At 39.2% G+C, this 21,421-nt stretch carries 23 protein-coding genes; 11 read left to right on the top strand and 12 right to left on the bottom strand.

Going from position 1 to position 21,421, the window contains the following annotated elements:
• The first annotated feature begins 29 nt into the window (after positions 1 to 29).
• Positions 30 to 914, top strand: coding sequence for a GNAT family N-acetyltransferase (locus NST09_RS04785; protein WP_017360351.1), 885 nt, complete (start codon positions 30 to 32; stop codon positions 912 to 914).
• A 35-nt stretch (positions 915 to 949) separates the two neighbouring features.
• Here NST09_RS04785 and NST09_RS04790 read toward each other — a convergent pair whose 3' ends face one another.
• The gene (locus tag NST09_RS04790; protein ID WP_008349000.1) at positions 950 to 1,198 is read right to left on the bottom strand and encodes a YhdB family protein; all 249 of its coding nucleotides are present in this window, start codon (positions 1,196 to 1,198) and stop codon (positions 950 to 952) included.
• A gap of 248 nt (positions 1,199 to 1,446) precedes the next feature.
• On the opposite strand from NST09_RS04790, the gene NST09_RS04795 reads away from it, so the two are divergent.
• A complete protein-coding gene (locus tag NST09_RS04795; protein ID WP_234932512.1) occupies positions 1,447 to 1,710 on the top strand; it encodes a YqzG/YhdC family protein in 264 nt (87 codons plus the stop codon).
• 45 nt (positions 1,711 to 1,755) lie between these two features.
• Here NST09_RS04795 and NST09_RS04800 read toward each other — a convergent pair whose 3' ends face one another.
• Together NST09_RS04800 and NST09_RS04805 are read right to left on the bottom strand one after the other, a co-directional pair.
• A complete protein-coding gene (locus NST09_RS04800) occupies positions 1,756 to 3,231 on the bottom strand; it encodes a catalase (RefSeq protein WP_041091807.1) in 1,476 nt (491 codons plus the stop codon).
• Positions 3,232 to 3,391: 160 nt separating this feature from the next.
• Complete coding sequence (locus NST09_RS04805; RefSeq protein WP_041507532.1) at positions 3,392 to 3,823, bottom strand: Rrf2 family transcriptional regulator; 432 nt, start codon at positions 3,821 to 3,823, stop codon at positions 3,392 to 3,394.
• Positions 3,824 to 4,006: 183 nt separating this feature from the next.
• Between NST09_RS04805 and NST09_RS04810 the strand changes: the two genes are divergently transcribed.
• Together NST09_RS04810 and NST09_RS04815 are read left to right on the top strand one after the other, a co-directional pair.
• On the top strand, positions 4,007 to 5,206 hold the full coding sequence (locus NST09_RS04810) for a globin domain-containing protein (RefSeq protein WP_342493397.1): 1,200 nt from the start codon (positions 4,007 to 4,009) through the stop codon (positions 5,204 to 5,206).
• Between the two features lie 76 nt (positions 5,207 to 5,282).
• Entirely contained in the window at positions 5,283 to 6,698 is a 1,416-nt protein-coding gene (locus NST09_RS04815) for a SpoVR family protein (RefSeq protein WP_035703425.1), read from the top strand.
• A gap of 50 nt (positions 6,699 to 6,748) precedes the next feature.
• On the opposite strand, the gene NST09_RS04820 is transcribed toward NST09_RS04815, so the two are convergent.
• A complete protein-coding gene (locus NST09_RS04820) occupies positions 6,749 to 8,113 on the bottom strand; it encodes an alkaline phosphatase (RefSeq protein WP_342493398.1) in 1,365 nt (454 codons plus the stop codon).
• A 354-nt stretch (positions 8,114 to 8,467) separates the two neighbouring features.
• Between NST09_RS04820 and NST09_RS04825 the strand changes: the two genes are divergently transcribed.
• Complete coding sequence (locus NST09_RS04825) at positions 8,468 to 9,298, top strand: C40 family peptidase (protein ID WP_008348987.1); 831 nt, start codon at positions 8,468 to 8,470, stop codon at positions 9,296 to 9,298.
• A 456-nt stretch (positions 9,299 to 9,754) separates the two neighbouring features.
• The gene (locus tag NST09_RS04830; RefSeq protein WP_008348986.1) at positions 9,755 to 11,155 is read left to right on the top strand and encodes an amino acid permease; all 1,401 of its coding nucleotides are present in this window, start codon (positions 9,755 to 9,757) and stop codon (positions 11,153 to 11,155) included.
• Positions 11,156 to 11,399: 244 nt separating this feature from the next.
• Here the strand turns inward: NST09_RS04830 and NST09_RS04835 are convergent, their stop codons facing one another.
• The 3 genes from NST09_RS04835 to NST09_RS04845 are packed head-to-tail and all read right to left on the bottom strand — an operon-like array spanning position 11,400 to position 13,220.
• The gene (locus NST09_RS04835; protein WP_008348984.1) at positions 11,400 to 11,690 is read right to left on the bottom strand and encodes a hypothetical protein; all 291 of its coding nucleotides are present in this window, start codon (positions 11,688 to 11,690) and stop codon (positions 11,400 to 11,402) included.
• Positions 11,678 to 12,736 carry an anti-sigma factor gene (locus tag NST09_RS04840; protein ID WP_017366923.1) on the bottom strand — a complete coding sequence of 353 codons (1,059 nt, stop codon included), beginning with the start codon at positions 12,734 to 12,736 and terminating at the stop codon, positions 11,678 to 11,680. The genes NST09_RS04835 and NST09_RS04840 overlap by 13 nt, the downstream gene beginning before the upstream one ends.
• A complete protein-coding gene (locus NST09_RS04845) occupies positions 12,729 to 13,220 on the bottom strand; it encodes a sigma-70 family RNA polymerase sigma factor (protein WP_008348979.1) in 492 nt (163 codons plus the stop codon). Before NST09_RS04845 ends, NST09_RS04840 begins: the two co-directional genes overlap by 8 nt.
• 385 nt (positions 13,221 to 13,605) lie before the next feature.
• Between NST09_RS04845 and NST09_RS04850 the strand changes: the two genes are divergently transcribed.
• Positions 13,606 to 14,208 carry a 1-acyl-sn-glycerol-3-phosphate acyltransferase gene (locus NST09_RS04850; RefSeq protein WP_017360344.1) on the top strand — a complete coding sequence of 201 codons (603 nt, stop codon included), beginning with the start codon at positions 13,606 to 13,608 and terminating at the stop codon, positions 14,206 to 14,208.
• Positions 14,209 to 14,247: 39 nt separating this feature from the next.
• Here the strand turns inward: NST09_RS04850 and NST09_RS04855 are convergent, their stop codons facing one another.
• A complete protein-coding gene (locus NST09_RS04855; RefSeq protein WP_007497105.1) occupies positions 14,248 to 15,579 on the bottom strand; it encodes a hemolysin family protein in 1,332 nt (443 codons plus the stop codon).
• A 58-nt stretch (positions 15,580 to 15,637) separates the two neighbouring features.
• A complete protein-coding gene (locus NST09_RS04860) occupies positions 15,638 to 16,078 on the bottom strand; it encodes a MerR family transcriptional regulator (RefSeq protein WP_076821966.1) in 441 nt (146 codons plus the stop codon).
• A gap of 335 nt (positions 16,079 to 16,413) precedes the next feature.
• Between NST09_RS04860 and NST09_RS04865 the strand changes: the two genes are divergently transcribed.
• Both NST09_RS04865 and NST09_RS04870 read left to right on the top strand, forming a co-directional pair.
• On the top strand, positions 16,414 to 17,796 hold the full coding sequence (locus NST09_RS04865; RefSeq protein ID WP_017360343.1) for a hemolysin family protein: 1,383 nt from the start codon (positions 16,414 to 16,416) through the stop codon (positions 17,794 to 17,796).
• 89 nt (positions 17,797 to 17,885) lie between these two features.
• The gene (locus tag NST09_RS04870) at positions 17,886 to 18,278 is read left to right on the top strand and encodes a hypothetical protein (protein WP_024719967.1); all 393 of its coding nucleotides are present in this window, start codon (positions 17,886 to 17,888) and stop codon (positions 18,276 to 18,278) included.
• On the opposite strand, the gene NST09_RS04875 is transcribed toward NST09_RS04870, so the two are convergent.
• Genes NST09_RS04875 through NST09_RS04885 form a run of 3 tightly spaced genes read right to left on the bottom strand, consistent with a single transcriptional unit; the run spans position 18,275 to position 19,758 of the window.
• A complete protein-coding gene (locus tag NST09_RS04875) occupies positions 18,275 to 18,640 on the bottom strand; it encodes a CrcB family protein (RefSeq protein WP_007497111.1) in 366 nt (121 codons plus the stop codon). The genes NST09_RS04870 and NST09_RS04875 overlap by 4 nt on opposite strands.
• Complete coding sequence (gene crcB, locus NST09_RS04880) at positions 18,641 to 19,042, bottom strand: fluoride efflux transporter CrcB (RefSeq protein WP_342493399.1); 402 nt, start codon at positions 19,040 to 19,042, stop codon at positions 18,641 to 18,643.
• Entirely contained in the window at positions 19,042 to 19,758 is a 717-nt protein-coding gene (locus NST09_RS04885) for a glycerophosphodiester phosphodiesterase family protein (protein WP_061418539.1), read from the bottom strand. Before NST09_RS04885 ends, crcB begins: the two co-directional genes overlap by 1 nt.
• A 306-nt stretch (positions 19,759 to 20,064) precedes the next feature.
• Here NST09_RS04885 and NST09_RS04890 point away from each other — a divergent pair, with 306 nt between their 5' ends.
• Both NST09_RS04890 and NST09_RS04895 read left to right on the top strand, forming a co-directional pair.
• On the top strand, positions 20,065 to 20,166 hold the full coding sequence (locus NST09_RS04890) for a YhdX family protein (protein WP_017360338.1): 102 nt from the start codon (positions 20,065 to 20,067) through the stop codon (positions 20,164 to 20,166).
• A gap of 164 nt (positions 20,167 to 20,330) precedes the next feature.
• A complete protein-coding gene (locus NST09_RS04895; RefSeq protein WP_017360337.1) occupies positions 20,331 to 21,419 on the top strand; it encodes a mechanosensitive ion channel family protein in 1,089 nt (362 codons plus the stop codon).
• Positions 21,420 to 21,421: the final 2 nt, after the last annotated feature.

Here is a 21,421-nt window from a genome sequence, read left to right on the forward strand (position 1 = left end):
AGGTGAAATGATAAAAGGAGGAAATGAGCATGGACACATATGAATTAGTGAGTGATTATCGCCATGATAACGAATTGAAAGAAAGCTTTAATCAATTAGCGATCAAAACTTTTGATTTGGATTTTAGTGACTGGTACAAAAGAGGATATTGGGATGAAAAATACATTCCTTATTCTTTTGTCCATCACGGGAAAGTCATCTCAAATGCTTCCGTTTATCTTCTGTCACTGGTCATTGATGGCGAAACGTATCGAGCTGTTCAAATTGGCACGGTCATGACGGATCAAGCCTACCGCAACAAGGGATTAGCGACAAAGTTAATGCAGCATATTATGGATGCGTACGAACATGACAGTGATTTGATTTTTCTTTTTGCCAATGAAACTGTACTGGATTTTTATCCGAAATTCGGCTTTACCCGTTACCACGAAAGTGAATTTAGTCTCGATATCGGCAAAAGCGTCATTCAAATAAATAAGGATATGCGCCTCAAGCAGCTAACATTGGAACATGACCTGCCATTACTTGAACAGTTCGCAGAAAAACGTCAAACGGGTTCAATGAAATTAGATGCTGAGGATCATGGCAGCTTATTAATGTTCTACTTTACATTGGTTTGGCCGGATGCAATTTTTTATATTGAAGCGTTGGATACGATTGTCCTGATGAATGAAGAAAATGAAACCATACATGTCTTTGATATCATTTCTCTTGAGCCACAAAATATAGAGGAAGTTGTTGCACATATTATGAATGAAACGACGATAAAAGTGATGTTCTATTTTACTCCTGATACGTCAATTGACGGCTTACACACGGTGAAGGCGCCAAATGATGAGGATGCGCTGTTTGTTTATACAAAACAAGATTGGGTCAAAGACCACTTCATGCTTCCAATTACTGCGCACTGCTAAATGTATGTAAAAAGGCTGATCATCAGCCTTTTTCTTTATGTGTACATCGGTTCTGCATATGCTTCAGCAACGGCAGCCTCTGAAGCATGGTCGATATACTGCAGGAGTCCATATAAACATTTTTCAACATCTGCATCGTTCCGGTTAAATTGATACGCATGTAAGAAATGCTCAATACGTTTCGAGAGCAAATCATCTTGCGTACGGACCATAAGAATAAGTAAATTATCCCATTGCGAGCGATGCGTATAATAAAGTGCTTTATCATAATCTGCCACATTCATTAAACCTTCTCCTTTCCCTTGAGAAGTCCTCATTAGTTTGCTCGGATCAGGTCGACTTTTTCAGGGGAAAAGTTGGTGTCTGCATAAACTGGGTACCGGGAATTATAGGCTGAATAAATGCTTGATGTATGAAAAAGAACCAACCAGCAAAACCTAAACAAAATAGACATGAAAGTGAGAATATTGATATTATGCACCCGAAATTATGGATGCTTTTTGCAGCAGGAATTGTTTTATTTGGCAGTCTCATGATTCATCCATCTTCACAAGCAGCTGTGCAGCCGGCAGAGAATTGGGAAAGACTTGCGTATACTGCCTTGCAAGATGAATATGAAGGCGCCGCTTTAAACGATTATCATTACATTGGACGTACACAAGTGAATGAAGATCAAACAAAAGATGTGTTTCGCGTGACCGTGAAGGAAGGCTCCACACGATTTCCAGCACATGCAGAAATTTATTTTCATCCAGTGACGGGTCATTTGATTAGTATTAACGTATTTCGGCTATAAAAAAGCACCTCTTTTAAAAAGAGGTGCTCCAGCTGAAAAGAAGATTTATTTCATGCTTCCTTGAAGATATGAGCGAATATCCACACCGAGTGAATCCGCTAAACGCTGTCCATAATCTTCATCTGCACGATAGAAGTTGCAGATCGCAAGTAATTTCGTTTTTTCATTTACGTCTTTCAAGTCAGCTGTCAAGTTTTTGATCAATGCTTGTTTCTCTTCTTCAGAGTAGCTTCGATATTTTTCTCCAGCTTGTTTGAAATCGTTTGGTTTTTCGATTTTTTGTCTCACCATACGGTCACCGTGAAGAACCGGTTCACTTTCTTTGTAGTGAGGGTTTTCTTTTGGCTGATCGTCATAACGGTTTGGTTCATAGTTAATATGACCGCTTGGACGAGTTGTTGTCATAAAGCCATCCTGTTGGTTATTGTGAACAGGCGCATAAGGACAGTTCACTGGGATGCGCATGTAGTTTGCACCTAGGCGGTGACGCTGCGTGTCAGGATAAGAGAACAGACGACCTTGAAGCAGTTTGTCTTCAGATGCTTCAATTCCTGGTACTAGGGCACTTGGCGTGAAAGCAGCTTGCTCTGTTTCAGCAAAGAAATTTTCTGGATTGCGGTTCAGTGTCATGCGGCCTACTTTTTGCAGTGGATAATCTTCCTCGCTCCACGTCTTCGTCGGATCACATGGATCATAATCTAGTTCATCATAATCACTGAGCGGCATAAGCTGAACGTAAAGATCCCATGCTGGATAATTTCCTTTTTCAATACGATCATACAAATCTCTTGTCGCATGCTGGAAATCGTTTGCTTGAATTTCGGCAGCTTCTTCCATTGATAAATTGCGAATGCCTTCTGATGGTCTCCAGTGGTATTTCACATATTTTGTTTCTCCGTATTTGTTTACCCATCTAAACGTATGAACACCAGAACCGCGCATTTCAGCGTAGTTCGCAGGAATACCTTCGTCAGAGAAGAGCCATGTGAGCATGTGAGTGGATTCAGGTGTTAACGTCATAAAATCCCAATAACGGTCAGGATCTTGAATGTTGGTTACAGGATCTGGCTTAAGAGAGTGAACCATGTCAGGGAATTTGAGTGCATCACGAATGAAGAAGATCGGCAAGTTGTTCCCAACTAGATCATAGTTGCCTTCTTCTGTATAAAATTTGACAGCGAAACCACGAGGGTCACGTAATGTTTCAGGTGAACCTTTAGGGTGAATAACCGTTGAGAAACGGACAAAAACGTCTGTTTGTTTTCCTTCTTCACTTAAGAAGGCTGCTCTTGTATGTTTCTCCATGCTATTTTCTACTTCAAATACACCATAAGCGCCGGCGCCTCTTGCATGAACGACACGCTCTGGAATACGTTCACGGTCAAAGTGTGCAAGTTTTTCAATCAAATGGTAATCATCAAGAAATGAAGGCCCCCTGTGACCAGCAGTTCTTGAGTTTTGATTATCGCCAACTGGCACGCCTTGATTCGTTGTCAAATTTTTATGATTAGAATTTGTCATTCTTTTTCTCCTCCTGTAAACAAAAAATGGTTTCTAGCAATCTATATACCCTAATTATATTGAATCAAACATGATAGTCAATATTTATTTATAATAATTTTAAATAAATTATTATTACAAGGAGGTAAAGAAAAAGACGAAAGAAATAAATTCTTTCGCCTTAGAGCAGAAGCTCTCTTAGAGCATCTTTGTTTTGTGTTAAATCATTTAATGTGTATTGGTCAAGAACGCGTAAATAAGCAGTGAGTGCTTCATGAAGTACGTGCTTTAATGAACAAATCGGGGAGATAATACAGCTGTTTTTCTTCGGATCAAAGCATTCAACCATGACTAAATCATCCTCTGTATAGCGGACAACCTCACCAATATTAATGCTTTCTGGGCTTTTCCCCAGCCTAATCCCACCATTTCTTCCGCGGATCGTTTCTACATAACCACGTTTTCCAAGATGGTAAATGACCTTTGTCAGGTGATTTTTCGAAATGCCATAAATATCGGCAATCTGCTGAATATTTGACAGTTCATTGTTTTCTCTCGAAGCTAAATAAATGAGTACCCTTAATGAGAAATCTGTATAATTCGTAAGTTTCATTTGGACGACCTCTAAACCTAATAGAGTTTTGTATCATCGTAACACATTTTAGACAAAAACTGTTCGAGAAAGTACTAAATGTGACAACATTTAAAACATGTATTATAAATATTGCTTTTATACGTTGTCTTCCATTACGATAAAGATGTATTTAAAATACATCTTTTGAAAGAAGGAATAACGATGTTATCCACAGATCAAATGAATGCCATTAAACAATCAGCCCCTCTTCTAAAAGCTGAGGGAACAAAACTTGTGACTGTTTTTTATCAAAATATGATCAGACAGCATCCAGAGCTACTCAATCAGTTTAATAAAACAAATCTCATGAATGGAAGCCAGCCAGAGGCGCTTGCCGCAACACTCTATCAAGCTGCACTGCACATTGATCGCTTGGCAGACTTGTTACCTGCTGTGAAACAAATTGCCCATAAGCATGTCAGTGTCATGGTGAAAAAAGAGCAGTACCCAATCGTCGGATATCACCTTCTTGAAGCAATGAAAGAGGTATTTGGGTTATCAGAGGAAGATGACACATTGTTGGCTTGGAAGGCTGCATATGACATCATTGCGAATATATTCATCACCATTGAGGCAGAAATGATGGCTGAAAATGTGAAACAAACTAGTGGATGGGCAGATGTCAAACCGTTTATTCTGAAGAAAAAGAAACAAGAATCTCCATCACTCATTTCCTTTTATTTAGTACCAGAAGATGAATCTGAGCTACCAATGTATGAACCTGGTCAATACATTACGGTGCAGGTAGATATGCCGGGTGAAGCCTATGTATGCAGCAGACAATACAGTTTATCAGATCAATATCACCTATCTTACTATCGCATCACCGTGAAACGAGATGGGCATGTCTCCACATTCCTGCATGATGAAATGAGAGAAGGCGATATTCTTCACGTGAGTATGCCGCAGGGAATGTTCTGCTTGCAAGATGACACCAAAGAACCCGTTTATTTGATTAGTGCCGGTTCTGGTGTCACACCAATGATTGGTTTAGTGAAAACAGCGTCGCATAACAATCAGCCATTCACGATGATTCATGCAGACAGACTAGAGGATGTAACTGCTTTTGAACAAGAGTTTGAACACGTTCTTATTTCATCTCCAGAGGGGCGTATTATCCTTTGTAACGAACAATTTGAAAAGAGTGGAAAGAGTGAGCTGGTTGAGAAGGTGGCTACGCGGATTAACCGACCTTTCCTTCAATCAGTCATTGGTGAAGGAAAAGGCCAATTTTATGTTTGCGGTTCCCCAGTATTTACTCAAGAGATGATCCTTATTCTAAAAGCGTTGGACATTCCGGAAGAGAATATCCATTTTGAAGCGTTCGGCGGGCAGTCCATGAAAGAAATGGAAGTCGTCTAAACAACTGGCTGAACATCATGTTTTTTTAGGTACGCTCATATAGTAGGGATAAGTCCGATGAGGAGGGATGGTTTCCTTGAGCGTATCTGAAAAGCGTCTTTTACAACGAGCCATTGATGAAATTACAGAAATTGCAGAAGGGTTTGGTCTAGATTTTTATCCGATGAGGTATGAAATCTGTCCCGCGGAGATTATTTATACATTCGGTGCATATGGCATGCCAACACGATTTAGCCACTGGAGCTTTGGAAAGCAATTTCACAAAATGAAGCTTCATTATGATTTAGGATTAAGCAAAATTTATGAGCTGGTGATTAATTCAAATCCTTGCTATGCCTTTCTCCTTGATAACAATTCGCTTGTTCAAAATAAACTAATTGTGGCTCATGTCTTGGCACACTGCGATTTCTTTAAAAACAACTGCCGTTTCCAAAACACAAAACGAGATATGGTGGAAAGTATGTCAGCGGCAGCAGAGCGAATTAAAGAATATGAACATATCCACGGTACAAAAGAAGTCGAGTCCTTTTTAGATGCTGTATTGGCATTGCAGGAGCATATTGATCCGTCGCTTGTTCGTTCAAAATTAAGCTGGAATCTCGACGATGAAGATGAATATGAAGAGGACAAACCAAAACGTCAAACGCCATATGATGATTTGTGGGGAATGGATGAATCAAAAACACGTGAGAAAAAGAAAACGATCAAGCAATTCCCCCCAAAGCCAGAAAAAGATATTTTGCTCTTTATCGAGGCACACTCCCGGGAGCTAGAGCCTTGGCAGCGGGATGTGCTGACGATGCTGAGAGAGGAAATGCTCTATTTTTGGCCACAGCTAGAAACGAAAATCATGAATGAAGGCTGGGCATCGTATTGGCACCAGCGGATTATGCGTGAACTTGATTTAGATTCAAGTGAATCGATTGAATTTGCCAAATTAAATGCAGGTGTCGTGCAGCCATCTAAGACAGGAATCAATCCTTACTATTTAGGGCTGAAGATTTTTGAAGATATTGAAGAGCGCTACGATCATCCATGCGAGGAATTAAAAAAAGCAGGAGTGACGGAAGGGTCCGGTCGCAGCAAAATGTTTGAAGTGCGAGAAATTGAATCAGACATTTCTTTTATTCGAAATTACTTAACGAAAGACCTTGTGATGAGGGAAGATTTGTACTTGTTTCAAAAGCAGGGGAGAGACTATAAAGTCATTGATAAAGAATGGAAGGCAGTCCGTGATCAGCTAGTCAGCATGAGGGTCAATGGCGGCTTTCCGTATTTGACAGTCATCGATGGTGACTATTTAAAAAACAATGAACTCTATATTAAACATTGGTATGAAGGCATTGAACTCGATCTCAAATACTTAGAAAAGGTGCTTCCATATTTGTATCAGCTATGGGGAAGAAGTGTGCACATCGAGTCAGTTCTTGAAGGAAAAGAAGTGATGTTTTCATACGATGGAAAAGGGGTTCATAGGAAGTATCTCACTTAATGATCAAAAAAGATGTCTACGACTAGACATCTTTTTTTGTGATTAGCACTTTATTGGTTTCTCAGCAGTTTGAAAATGTGTTTCGCTTGATCTGTATTTTCCATAAGCCCTTTTAGCTGCTCACTTGTTGGTCCATAAGCATAAAATGGTACTTCATCCCCTGTATGACCCGATGTGGTCCAGCCTGTATGAGACCTCGTATTGATGACTTTTTCGATGGCATCATCGATTTGAACAGGATCTTTTGTTTCAGCCGCCTTTTGAATAGAGGCGATTTCCTCTTTTGTGAAATCAAGGTCGATGTATTGTTGAAGCGCAGTCTCGACCGTCATACCCCCTACAATTTTGTTTGCAATGAAATCAGGTGTCTTTTTTGCTGCTTTGACAGGCTGATAATCCCAGCTGCCCGAGCCGTCTGCTCCGAAGGAAAGGCCGCCAGTTGAATGATCTGCGGTCGTGATGACTAATGTGTTTTTATCCTTTTTTGCGAAACGAATGGCTTCTTTAAATGCTTTTTCAAAATCCTTCATCTCACTCATCGCACTGACAATATCGTGGTCATGTCCAGCCCAGTCAATTTGACTGCCTTCAACCATGAGGAAAAATCCTTTTTTGTTTTTAGACAGCTGTTTGATGGCTGAGGATGTCATGTCTTGCAAGGAAGGGGTCGTTTTATCACGATCAATTGCTTTATCGAGACCACCGTCAGCAAAAATGCCTAACAATTTTTGCTGTTTGTTTTTTTGTAAGTCAGCTTTATTGGTTACGTAACGATAGCCTGCTTTTTGAAATTCTTTCGTCAAATCACGATCTTTGCGGACAAAATCGATCAGTCCTCCGCCAAGCATGACATCGACTGTATGCTGTTTGCCAATTTTCTCATCGAAGAAATCATCAGCAATGGCTGCTGTGTTTTTTCTAGACACATCGTGGGCGGCATACGCAGCAGGTGTCGCATTGGTTAATTCAGATGTGACGACGAGACCAGTAGACTTTCCTTTGCGTTTTGCTTCTTCTAATACTGTTTTTAGTTTTTTGCCATTTTTGTTTACACCAATGGCGTTGTTGTATGTCTTTTGACCAGTTGCCATGGCTGTACCAGCTGCTGCTGAATCAGTAATGTTACTTTTAGAATCATCAGGGTATGTTTTATGCATGCCAGTGAGGTAAGGGTCAAACGCTGTTTGCTTGGAAAGATCACCGTTGTGTTTAAATGAGCGGTAAGTTGAAAGGTAAGGTGTTCCCATGCCATCTCCAATGAGCACGATCACATTTTGTACGTCATTTTTTGGTTTCTTTTTAGCCTCAGCTTTGTCAGCCTGTCCAAATTCAATTCCTGAAAAAATACCAATCGATAACACTGATGCGGCTGCGATTGCAGCTATTTTCGTTTTCGAGCTTTTCAACACACTCATTCATTTTGCCTCCTCATTGTTTATGTATCGCTCTCACGTTTACAATGGTAGAGCAGAAGTGTGGATTCCAAATGACAGCACCGTAAAGTTCACTTTAAAATTGTAAAGGTCCACTTTACATAGAATGAACCAAAAAGAGAAATGAATGTATGATTTATCTATGACAAGATGCATTTGTTTTGTCATGATTGTGTAATAAAAATGAAATAAAAAGAACCCTAAAAAAAAATAATTTTTGCCGAATTAATAAGCATAATGTCGTAGGAAGTCAAGACTATTTCTTCTGGTATTCGATCCTTATAATAGAAAGTAGATAAAAATTCGGATCACGATAGATACATACAGGAGGAACAAATGAAAAAACAATTGATCACAGCTGCAAGTGCAGTTCTACTTGGGACGACATTATTTGCCGGAGCTGCCTCAGCACAATCAGTAAAGGTTCAAAAAGGTGACTCTCTTTCTGTTCTAGCGAAAAAATACAAAACAACCGTGAGTAAGATTAAATCAGACAATAAACTGAAATCTAACACGATTTATGTTGGACAAACTTTAAAAGTGAATGGTACTTCTTCAAAAAAGGTAACGAAAACATCAAAAACAACAACAAAAGTAAAAGCGTCTTCAGCGACAGCCACTCATAAAGTTGTCAAAGGTGATACTTTATCTAAAATCGGCAAAAAATATGGAATGACAGTGAAAGAGCTGAAATCGTTAAATAAACTCAAAACAGACCTGATTAAAATTGGACAAAAGCTGAAAGTGAAAAAGACATCCAAAGTGAAACCAACACCTGTCAAAGAAAAAACAGTTGCTACTTCTTCTTTAAACACGTCTAAACTCGTAGCAGATGCGAAAGCACAAAACGGTACACCATATAAATGGGGTGGAACGACACCGAAAGGCTTTGATTGCAGCGGTTTTATGTGGTATATCATTAACAAACAAACAAAGATTTCAAGACAAACAACTGAAGGTTTTTGGGGATCAATGAAAAGCGTCTCAACACCTAAAGTTGGAGATTTTGTCTTCTTTACAACCTATAAATCTGGCCCATCTCACATGGGTGTCTACCTTGGGAACAACAAGTTTATCCACGCTGCTTCTGATGGTGTGACGATCAGCGATATGACTTCAAGCTATTGGAAGCCAATTTACCTTGGCGCAAAGACATTTGTAAACTAATAATGGATCTTAAGAGACTGCTTACTAGGCAGTCTCTTTTTTTGTATATCGTTTGCGCAGCTCAATCAGTCCTTTATCATAGCTCTCTATGAGTCTAAAGGCTTTTAAATAAGCAAAAGTGAAGACAAGTTATCAAAAGAATAATTTTATTTTCACTTTATAAAAATTATATCAAAAAAGTATAATTTTGTATGTTGTATAATAAATAGAAGAAGCCAAGCTATGATTTGAATAAAGATTGAAGAAAATCTACCCTGATGATTGACAAATATTTTGTTGATAAATAAGAATTTTCACTCTATTTCGAAAAAAAGTGTTTTCATTTTTTAATTTTCATATATAATAATTTTACGCCACTAATTTATTGCGCTAAATTAAATCTAAATATTCAGAAAATAAAGTGAATTACGAAGTGGTGGCGTCTTTAGACGGATACTAAGTTTTGGGAGTGATGGTATGAGCAATTCGTTGTTTAGAAAGAAGAGCATTTCAGAGCTAATTGCGGCAACACAAGGGGAAAAAGCGTTAAGAAAGGAATTAGGTTCATTTGACTTAACGATGCTTGGTATTGGAGCGATTATCGGTACAGGGATATTTGTTCTGACAGGTACAGGCGCCGTCACAGCAGGACCAGGACTTGTTTTATCATTTGTGATTGCAGGTCTTGCATGTTTATTTGCGGCATTGTCATATGCGGAATTCGCTTCCACAGTGCCAGTATCAGGATCTGTTTATACATTTACGTACGCATCTATGGGAGAATTTTTAGCGTTTATCATTGGCTGGGATTTGATATTAGAATATATGCTAGCCGCTAGTGCCGTTTCAGCAGGCTGGTCAGGCTACTTTGTGTCGTTTTTAAATGGGATAGGGATTCATATACCGGTTGAATTAACAGCAGCACCAGGTGGTTTAAAGGGTCAAGTGACATATTTTAATCTTCCTGCATTTATTATTTTAATGATCATCACCTTCTTGCTGTACTTCGGTATTAAAGAATCAAAACGAGTCAACAACATTATGGTCATTATGAAAATTGCGGTGATTCTGCTCTTTATTTTAGTCGCTGTGAAATATGTAAAACCTGAAAACTGGACACCATTCGTTCCTTTTGGAACTTCAGGCGTGTTAAGTGCAGCAGCTCTCGTATTCTTTGCATTTATCGGATTTGATGCAGTTGCTTCTGCGGCAGAGGAAACAAAAAATCCATCCCGCAACTTGCCAAGAGGAATCATCACTTCCTTATTGATTTGTACCGTGTTGTATGTGGTAGTCAGTGCGATCATGACAGGCATTGTTCCATTTATGAACTTTGAGGGAGTATCCCATCCAGTGTCTCTTGTTTTACAAGTAGCCGGTCAAAATTGGGTGGCGGGTATTGTAGATGTTGGGGCGATTTTAGGGATGACCACGGTCATGCTTGTCATGCTGTACGGCCAAACACGTGTCATGTTTGCCATGTCTCGTGATGGCTTGGTACCAAAGGTTCTTTCAAAGGTTCATCCAAAACATAAAACACCTTATATCAATACTCTTTTCTTTGGAACATTGTCAGCATTAATGGGTGGATTCATTCCGCTTGATGAGCTGGCAAGTCTAGTGAACATCGGAACACTTTCAGCTTTCATTTTGATTTCAGTTGCTGTCATTGTCATGAGAAAAACACAGCCTGATTTACCGAGAGCATTCAGATGCCCCGCAGTGCCGCTCATTCCAATCTTGGCTATTCTATCTTGCGGACTGCTCATTTATAAGCTTGGTACCATCACATTTGTTCGTTTCTTAATCTGGCTAGCCATTGGACTTGTTGTCTATTTCTTATATTCAAGAAAGCACTCCGAATTAAACAAAAAATAAGAGTGTACAGAAAAAGCCAGTCAAGTATGACTGGCTCAGCGTGTAGACAAACCTTCGCATTCTTTGTCAGTTCTGCGTGCTGGTGCTCACGAATGTCAAATTCGCTCCGCTCCAGTACTCGTCCTTCCTAGACTTCAAAGGTTTTCAGGTCACGCTGAAAAGAAGACAAAGGGCTAAAATAAACAACATTTTAGCCCTTTGTCAACAATCTGAAAGCCAGTCAAGTATGACTGGCTTTTTAGTATTAAAAACCTAATTGAAGATCGACATCAATGGAGACGATCGCATAGACACAAACGATGACAAAAATATTCAGAACGACGCCTAGGAAACCTGGTCCAGTGCGGCCTTTTTTAATGAACAGTTCAATCACACCGAATGGAACTGCGGCCATTGCAAAAGGAAGCATTTGAAACGAATAAAATGTCACATTGCTGATAATGGCGAGGTTCAGCATGAGCAGCGATAAAATAGCGGTGCCGACCGAAATCCAGCCAAACACATTATGCTCTTTAAAAATTCTTACCAATTCCATAATTCCACCTCGCTCACTTTGGCCGTTTTAATGCGTTTTGTCTTCACAAATTTCTCTATTTCTTTAGAAGGACCTGTGACAACAGAACCGTAAACCGTGACACCATTTTGATTGATGTAGCGTATTCGGTTAGAGAGGTCAAGTTCAGGTCTGCCAGAGATCGTTTTTGCCCAGGATGGATGCTGGTTGACATAGGCGAGGGCATCTTTGAACTGATCAACCTCTGTTTTTGATGTGTGCTGAAGCTCTTTTAAAAATTCAGAGTCTTTCCCGGGAAAACCGATTGGACGCTGATTTCCACTTAATGAATCTTCTGTTTTTATCGCATTCCAAAGCACTTTCATATCATATTTTTTAGAAAATGAATACACGTCTTTCGGTGTGTATGCTTTGTCATAGGATACATACACTTCACTCACTGTTCCTTCAGGTAACTTGTCTAAAGTGGTGAGTGTTTGTTTTTTAGATGTATCTGCCTGCGACGAAGGGTGCGTAAAGAAATCCTCCGTATTACGTGCGCTGTCGCCATAATAAGAGATCGTAGGCTGCTTTAATTTATCGAAAAACATTTCGATTTGTTCACTACCGATGGCTTCTGTTTTATTGCCAATTTGTTTTTGCAGCTTAAGTTCTGTGTTCATACCAAACAGTTTGACCTGCCCTTTTAAATCCTTCATATCAATGGCGACATTCGGTTTTGTTAGGGCGACTGTTACAGCGGCCGTTTCCATAAAATGATTGCCTTTACTGTCTGCTCCGCCAACGCCGTAGTATAGATAACTACCTAGTGTACAAAGCGGTAAAATAATCAGCGTAGATATAACAGCAAGCACAGAAATACGTAAATAGGACTTTCTTTTTCCGTATTGTAAAATGGCTTTTTGTTTTTCAGGACTGATGGAGAAGTCTGTCCAATCTGAGTCATTCAGTTCTTGGCTTAAGCGTTTTTCATTTTCTTCGAGCTCTTCTTCAAACGCCATCATTTCTTCTTCGTTCATCTCGCCATTATTATATTGTTCCCATCGCTTATTAAACTCTTCATTCATCATTAACACCTCTGTTATATAGTGCTTTTAGGCGCTGCCTTGCACGAAATAAAACACTTTTAAAATTTGCTTCAGTAATATTCATGACCTTGGATGCTTCTTTGTAATTCAGTTCTTTTAAATAATACAATGTCAACGCTTCCTTGTAGTTATCTGGAAGCTGCTCCAAATACATGTTGAGGACTTCTTTTATTTCAATCTGTTCAGCAGGACTTTGTACAGACGTTTGTAAAAGGCCGCCAATGAGATCATCCGATATGGTCACTTCTTTTTTATGTTTCCTGACATAATCAATAAAAGCATTTCGTGCCACCTGAAATAACCAAGGTTTCACTTTGCTATGGTCGTAGGAATGAATATGTATATAAGCACGCATAAAGGTTTCCTGCAATAAGTCCTCTGCCAAATGTTTGTCTTTTGTCATGGAGAGCAGAAACCTGTAAACATCGTTCATATACATTTGATAAATTTCATCGATCGTCACTGATTTTTCTCCCCTCTATGTTATACACGCATAAGAAAGGCATAAAGTTGCACGAAACTTCTCATAGGCCGTACATTACTCATCTCTTTCACCGAATCAAAATCATTTCTCCTTATCATAGCGAAATTTGCATCATTTATAAAGTGTTTTCAATAGAACAAATCAGGAAAAAAACTCAAAAAACGACAATTTTGGACACATTTCTTCCTCTATTCTCTCCTAAAAACACATACTTGAATACAGAAGGAGCGGTCTCTTAAGTGAAAAGATGATTTTAGTGAACCGTCTCTATTTTATCAGCAGGAGAAAATTTTTAGTACCAGGTAATAAAAAATTTGTTATAATAGAAACAAATCCTTCATTCTTCAAACAAAGGAAGTGCACTATGTATAAATTTTCAGGCTATACCGTCAAAGCATTTTTTGCTCTCCGAGGCGGAATCAAAGTATATCAAAAAGAGAATCTGCCAACAGACCGAGGGTTTGTCATTGCTTGTACGCATGAGGGTTTTGTGGATGTTCTTGCATTAGGCGCAGGAATTCTTCCGTTTGAGATCCACTACATGGCGAAAAAAGAATTGTTTGCAAATAAATGGATCGGCGGATTTTTAAAGAAGATTCATGCTTTTCCAGTTGATCGAGAGAATCCTGGGCCAAGCAGTATTAAAACGCCCATTAAATTATTAAAAGAGGGGAAAATCGTTGGGATTTTTCCAAGCGGAACACGTACAACAGAAGATGTTCCTTTAAAAAGAGGGGCCGTTACGATTGCGCAGCTCGGCAAATCACCAATCGTACCAGCAGCGTACAAAGGACCTTCTAATGCGAAAAGCCTTTTTAAGAAGGGGAAAATGCGCTTAATCATTGGTGAACCGATTGAGCTGTCTGAATTTGATCATCTGCCGCCAAAAGAAAGATTAGGTGCGATGACAGAAGTATTAAACACAAGAATCAAAGAACTTGAAGCTAAGTTAATCGAAAAGGGATAAAGAAAACGACCACTTGCTAAGGCAAGGGTCGTTTTTTTCTTAAGAAGCGCCTTCTTCAGCTGCTTCTAATAGTTGTTCGTTTAGTTTTTTGACTTCGATGTATGCCACATGGTGTCCATCGACTTCATTAATGATAAATTCATAGCCTTGTTCACGAATCGCGTCATTTTTCTCGACTTCATATTTTTGTGTAAGGAACCAGCCGCCAATTGTGTCGACTTCTTCGTTATCAAGCTGAATACCTAGTAGCAGGTTAACTTGATCTACAAGGACCTTTCCATCAAAGATATAGTGGTCTTCTCCCAGTTTACGCACTTCGTTGATTTCATCAATATCGAATTCATCACGAATCTCACCGACGATTTCTTCAAGGATGTCTTCAACCGTTACAAGTCCTGCTGTACCGCCATATTCATCTGATAAAATGGCCATGTGTACACGCTCACGCTGCATTTTAAGCAGTAGATCATGAACAGGAACTGTTTCAATTACATGAATAATCGGGTTTACAAAATGTTCGATCGTATCACTTGTGGAACATTCACCACTAATACATGCAGTGAGTACTTCTTTAATATTCACAACACCGATGATGTTGTCTTTATCGCCATCTTCAATTGGATAACGTGTATATTTCTCGACCTTTGTCACTTTCAGCATTTCCTCAATCGTAATATCATGAGGGAAGCTGACGACTTCGGTACGAGGAATCATAATTTCTTTCGCCAGACGGTCATCAAATTCAAAAATTTTATTCACATATTTGAATTCAGACTGGTTAATCTCGCCGCTCTTATAGCTCTCAGATAAAATAATCCGCAATTCTTCTTCAGAGTGCGCCATGTCATGCTCAGAAACTTGTTGAAGACCAAATGCTTTTGTTAACAAACGAGCAGATCCATTTAATACCCAGATAAAAGGGAACATCACTTTGTAAAAAATCATAAGCGGTCTAGCAAATAGAAGGGACACTTGCTCAGCCTTTTGAATGGCGAGTGTTTTTGGTGCAAGCTCTCCAACCACGACGTGTAAAAACGTCATAATACTAAACGCAATAATAAAAGTGACAATATGACTGGCTGATTGAGGAATCGACAGCTCTACAAATAGTGGAGCAAGCATGTGCGCAATTGTTTCTTCCCCTAACCAACCAATCCCAAGGGCGGTAATGGTAATACCGAGCTGACAGGCCGACAGATACTCATCAAGGTGAGTCGTGACGTGCTTGACAGCAACTGCTGTTTTATTACCTTCTGCAATTAATTGATCAATTCTTGAGCTTCTTAAGCGAATGATCGCAAACTCCGATGCAACGAAAAACGCGGTTAAAGCTATAAGTAAAGCAACTATGAGTAAATTCACTATGTCCAATTAAGGCCTTCGTTCTGACTTTGAGAACGAAGGTAACACCTCCTGTTTAGTAAAAATTTTAACTTAACAGCAGTAAAAATGATTGGACAGCCGTCATTTTTTCAGGAGTAAGCTGCTCTTTTAGTTTTTCACGTTGTTCTGGCTGAAGCTGCTTACAACGTGCCAAAATGCGGTCCATATGCTCATTCATCCGATCGATATCAGAGGTTAAATGGACAAGTTCGTCATGTTCTTCCTTTTGAGAAGGGAATTGTTCATCTAATCTGGATTTGATGTCAGAAAGAGCCAATCTCTGCTGTTTGCAAAGAACGATTAATTGTAATCGTTTTAAAGCATGTTCATCGTAATAACGATAATTAGAGCAAGATCTAACAGGCGCAAGCAACCCTAGATTCGTATAATAATCTACAGTTCGTTTCGTCACCTGTGCAATCTGTGCTAGTTCACCAATACGATACTTTTTCTCAGCCCCATCTGAACATCTCCTCCTAACCGTCACGTTATAGTTTATGAAAATAGTTTAATATAATTCGAGTCTGAAATACAAGATAATTGTTCAGATTTCCTGCCAATATGAAGAAACAAAGGGCATTTCCATCAATTTAGGTTGTCATCTCTAAAATACTGTAGCGATACAGGAATTTTCAGATTATTTATGGTAAGATAAAATGAATACCGTTTCATATATATGTAGAGAGACGGATTTTACGTGAACCGGAGGTGGTTAAGTGGGGCCCTCAAAGTAGTCTTATTTAATCAGTTAACCGTTTTGCAAAAGACAACATCATCAATCAGGAGGTGACTCCTTGTTCTTCTAAGAAAGAGCAAGGTTAAATGGACGATATTGTTAATCTGAGTATAGTCGGAGTTTTGATTGCTTTAACAGCTTTCTTTGTTGCATCTGAATTTGCCATTGTAAAGGTGAGAAGTTCAAGAATTAATCAGCTTGTTGCCGAAGGGTCCAAAAAGGCTATCATGGCGAAAAAGGTGACATCAAGGCTAGATGAATATTTGTCAGCCTGCCAGCTCGGTATTACAGTGACATCCCTTGGTTTAGGGTGGATCGGTAAACCGGCAGTAAAAGAACTTTTAGTTCGAGGTTTTGGTTTGACAAACATTCCTGATTCAGCAATCAGCCTGATCTCAGCAACACTTGCGTTCTCTATTATTACCTTTTTGCATGTAGTTGTTGGCGAGCTTGCACCAAAAACACTTGCCATACAAAAGGCAGAAAAAATGACGCTTTGGCTGTCAGGACCGCTGCATGCATTTTATATCCTTATGTACCCTTTCATTTATGTGTTGAACGGGTCAGCCCGTGTACTAACGAAAATGATGGGTATCGATATGGGGTCTGAAAAAGAACATTCCCATTCCGAAGAGGAATTAAAGATTTTATTATCTGAAAGCTTAAAAAATGGGGAAATCAACTCATCAGAGTATAATTATATGAACAAGATATTCGATTTTGATAATCGAATCGCAAGAGAAATTATGATACCGCGAAGAGAAATTTGTGCGATTCCAGAAGATATGCCGTTAGACGAAATACTGGCGATCATGACAAAGGAAAAGTACACACGTTTCCCCGTGTTTTCAGGGGATAAAGACCATGTCATTGGCATGCTCAACAAAAAGCAGCTCTTTGCAGATATTGTGTACCAAGGAGAAAAAGATCAACTGAAGCTTCAAGATTATATTTATCCAGTGATTGAAGTGATTGACACGATTCCAATTCAAGAGCTTCTCGTCAAGATGCAGCGCGATCGAATGCATATGGCGATTTTAACGGATGAATATGGCGGGACATCTGGACTTGTCACAACGGAGGATATTTTAGAAGAGATTGTTGGAGACATTCGAGATGAATTCGATGAAGATGAGCAGCCGGTCATTCAAAAGAGAGCGGAGCATCATTATATATTAGATGGAAAAGTGAGATTAGAGGAAGTTCAAGATTTGATCGAAATGTCATATCATGATGAAGAAATTGATACGATAGGTGGGCTAATCTTAAATGAGAACATTGATATCCGAGAAGGACAATCCATTTATCTTGATGATATTCGGATGAAGGTCTTGGAGATGGATGGACGCTATGTGAAAAAGATCGACCTGAAAAAAGGCGTCACATCATCAGAAAAAGAAAATACACGCACAGGGCTTGATATAAAAGAGCCGCTGTTAGTAAATGAAATGACCTTGAGCGAAAAATAAGCTCAAGGTTTTTTTAGGTATTTAGCCTCTTTTTTAAGAATATATGTTCGTATATAATAAGAACAAACGTTCGTAAAAGGGGGATGGACATGCTCTGGTATGAAACAGCAAGTATCGCGGAGAAAAAAACCTCAATGAAACGTATTGAGTTTCATTTAAAAAATTTCAAGAACTATCAAGCAGCCATTTTAAATATTGAAAGACAGCTTGAAAAGCGAAGTTCTCTCCAACATCATCATATGGCACGTCAAAAATTAGAAGAGCAGAAAAGTCAGTATGAACTGATTGTTGCTTGTATTGAAACGGCTTTAAAAGAATTGGATGAGATAGAGCAGCAGCTCATTGATTATAAGTATTTTCGAGATTGGCGCATGGCAAAATGTGCAATCGAAATCGGCTATAGTGAGAAGACACTATTTTTAATGAAGCGCCAGCTGATGGATCAACTGCTCATCAGCCTAGCTGCCATCACAGATATTTAAAACAGAAGTTGTCCTATTTGATAAAACGCCGCAAAAAGGCATAAAGAGCCGATAATTGTCACAAGTAAATAGGCAGCAAGCTTTCCTATTTGACGCTGCATCAGCATCGTCGCAGATTCTACACTAAACGTAGAGAATGTGGTAAAGCCGCCAAAAAAACCGGTTCCTATGATCACTAGCAGTGGATGATTGGACGTTACAGCGCCTGTGAGAAATCCTAAACCGGCTGCACCTAATAAATTAATGAAAATAATACTGTACGGGAAAAGGGCATGGGATGGAGTTTTCTGGATTGTTTGGCTGATGAAGAAACGACATGCACTACCGATCCCTCCAGCTACAGCTGTACAAAAAACAATCATTTATCTGCTTCCTTTCTGCTGCTTATTTTGATGAAAGAGCCGTTCAGCAAGGATCAGGCCAGCTAAAGCAGCGGCTACTCCAGCAATGACTGAGAGCAGGATGTACAACATACTTAAATTGAACTGCCCTGCCTGTAACAGAAGAACTGTCTCTTTAGAAAAGGTGGACATGGTCGTAAACCCGCCGCAAAACCCTGTTCCAATCAAAGCTGCAAGATCTTTTTTTCCTTTCTGAAATAGAAAGTATCCTGTCGCAAAACCAAGAAGCAGGCTGCCGGAAATGTTTTCAATTATCGTTGCATAGGGGAATGTCTGACTGATGACAGTTTGGCTTAGTTCATATCTGCAAAGTGTACCAATCAATCCACCGATAAAAACGGCGAAATAAGTTTTCATCTGCATCATTTCTCCTTTTGAAAAAATAGCGGGTTATCGGTTACCACACCATCAATTGGGTATTTTTTGATTCGATCCGCTGTTTTTTGATCTTTTACAGTCCATATAAACACATCCATCCCGAATGTGTGGATGCGGTCTATCCACCATCTATTGATCATCGTTTTCTTCATATTAAGACAATTTGCAAACGAGCTGTATGTCGTTAACTTTCGTTTCGTTAGTTTAAATGCATCAGGCTTGATAATCAAAGCTGTGCGAAGAGAAGGGGCGAATGCTTTGATTCTTTGCAGTGCATGAACATCAAAAGATTGAATGATGATATGACGAGAATAGGCAAACCGATTGATGATGCGGGCAACGGCCTTTTCGATTCCTATCTGCCGTTTTGGGTGTTTGATCTCGATTAATATTCCAATCCGCTGACTGTATCTTTCAAGAATTTCTTGTAATGTTGGAATTCGTTCATTCGTATACTGTTGGTCAAACCAGCTTCCTGCGTCCAGTTTTTTCAACTGATCAAGTGTATAACTTTTGACTAAGCCGTTTCCGTTCGTCGTTCGATCAACGGTATCATCATGGATGACGACGACGTGCTGATCCATTGTCATTTGTACGTCTAATTCAATATAATCTGCTCCTTGCTCGACAGCTACATCAAACGCAGCGATTGTATTTTCTGGGGCTGCGCTTGATGACCCTCTATGTGCGATAATATACACTTGCTCCAGCTCCCTGACATAAGTTCTGGTCTTATCATATCAAATGCTTTGGTGGTTTTCCTTCTTTACTATATGGAGAAGAAGAGCGCCGTATTATCATGGAACCTCATGTACTGAAAAAGCTTGATGTATCATTTTGAAAAGTTTACAGGAATAGAGCAAGCTTTGATTGAGTAAACCTGAATTACATCAATTTTTCTTCGATCAATTTTGTCCAAATCGTCAGCGTTCGTCAAAATATTAGTGCTTTCGTCATGTTGACTGAAAATTCTGATGTTTTATAATGATGAAAAGGAGGCGAGATGATTGGGTAAAGGGAGAATTAGAGTGGAAGAACGTATTAAGGCCGAAACGGATGCTGAAATGTTTAAAGCGACTCTCCTTGATCAGGCTCAGAAGAAAAAGTAGTTTGCTGCCCGTCGATATGTCTCAAGCCAAAATTTCATAATTGAACATCATGCCTCGGGATAGGTCCCGAGGCTTTTTATATAGAGGTCAGACATTTAAGAGAGGACATAAACGAAGGTTATATTATAAACTAGAGAGGATTGTTTTAAAGGAGAGAGACAGAGATGTTTACACAAAAATGGATGGATACATATTTTACAGTCGATATTGCGATCCAAATAGGCATTAGCCTTTGTATTTTATTGCTTTTTTTATTACTTCGAAAAGTATTTACGAAATACTTGTTTCACCTGCTCTTTAAGCTGACAAACCGGTCTAAAACCGAAGTCATTAACCAAATTGTCGTGGCGTTTGAAAAACCTGCGAGGCTGTTTTTTGTGGCACTAGGTTTATATTTTGCGTTAAGACAAGCCCCATACTTTGAGCACCATATGGATGTCATTGTCAAATTGTATAGATCCTCTATTATTTTGATGCTGACGTGGGGACTTTGTAATCTAACCGCAGCTTCTTCCTTCTTATTTCAAAAAGTGAATTCAAAATTTGAATTAGAGATGGATGATATTTTAGCGCCATTTTTATCAAAGGTTCTTCGTTTTATTATTATTGCACTGAGTATTAGCGTCATTGCACAAGAGTTTAATTATGATGTGAACGGACTTGTGGCAGGGCTTGGTCTAGGTGGTCTTGCTTTTGCGCTCGCTGCGCAGGATACAGTGGCGAACTTTTTTGGAGGAATTGTGATTATTACAGAGAAGCCTTTTACAATGGGCGATTTTGTAGAGACTCCAAGTGTACTTGGAACTGTAGAGGACATTACCTTCCGAAGCACAAAATTTAGAACACCTGCTGAAGCGGTGGTGACCGTGCCAAATTCGACCCTTTCAAAGGAGCCGATCACAAATTGGACGAGAATGAATAAACGTCAAATTACGTTCTCCGTTCGCGTATCTTACAATACACCGAAAGAAAACATTGATAAGTGCATCAAACGTCTGAAGCAAATGCTTTATGAGCATGATGGTGTTCATAAGGAAACGATTATGGTGAATTTCGATGTGCTGGCAGACAGCTATTTAAACTTATTCTTTAACTTTTATACAAACACAACCGCTTGGTCTGAAAACCTGGATATTAAGCAGGATATTAACTATCGCATTATTGATATTTTCCATGAAGAAGGGGTAGAATTTGCTTTCCCTGGACAGACCATTTATATGAAACAAAAAGGTGAGAAACAGCTCGGTGAATAAAG

The sequence above is a fragment of the Bacillus sp. FSL W7-1346 genome, assembly GCF_038593335.1.
In the GTDB taxonomy this organism is placed as follows: Bacteria; Bacillota; Bacilli; order Bacillales; family Bacillaceae; genus Bacillus; species Bacillus altitudinis.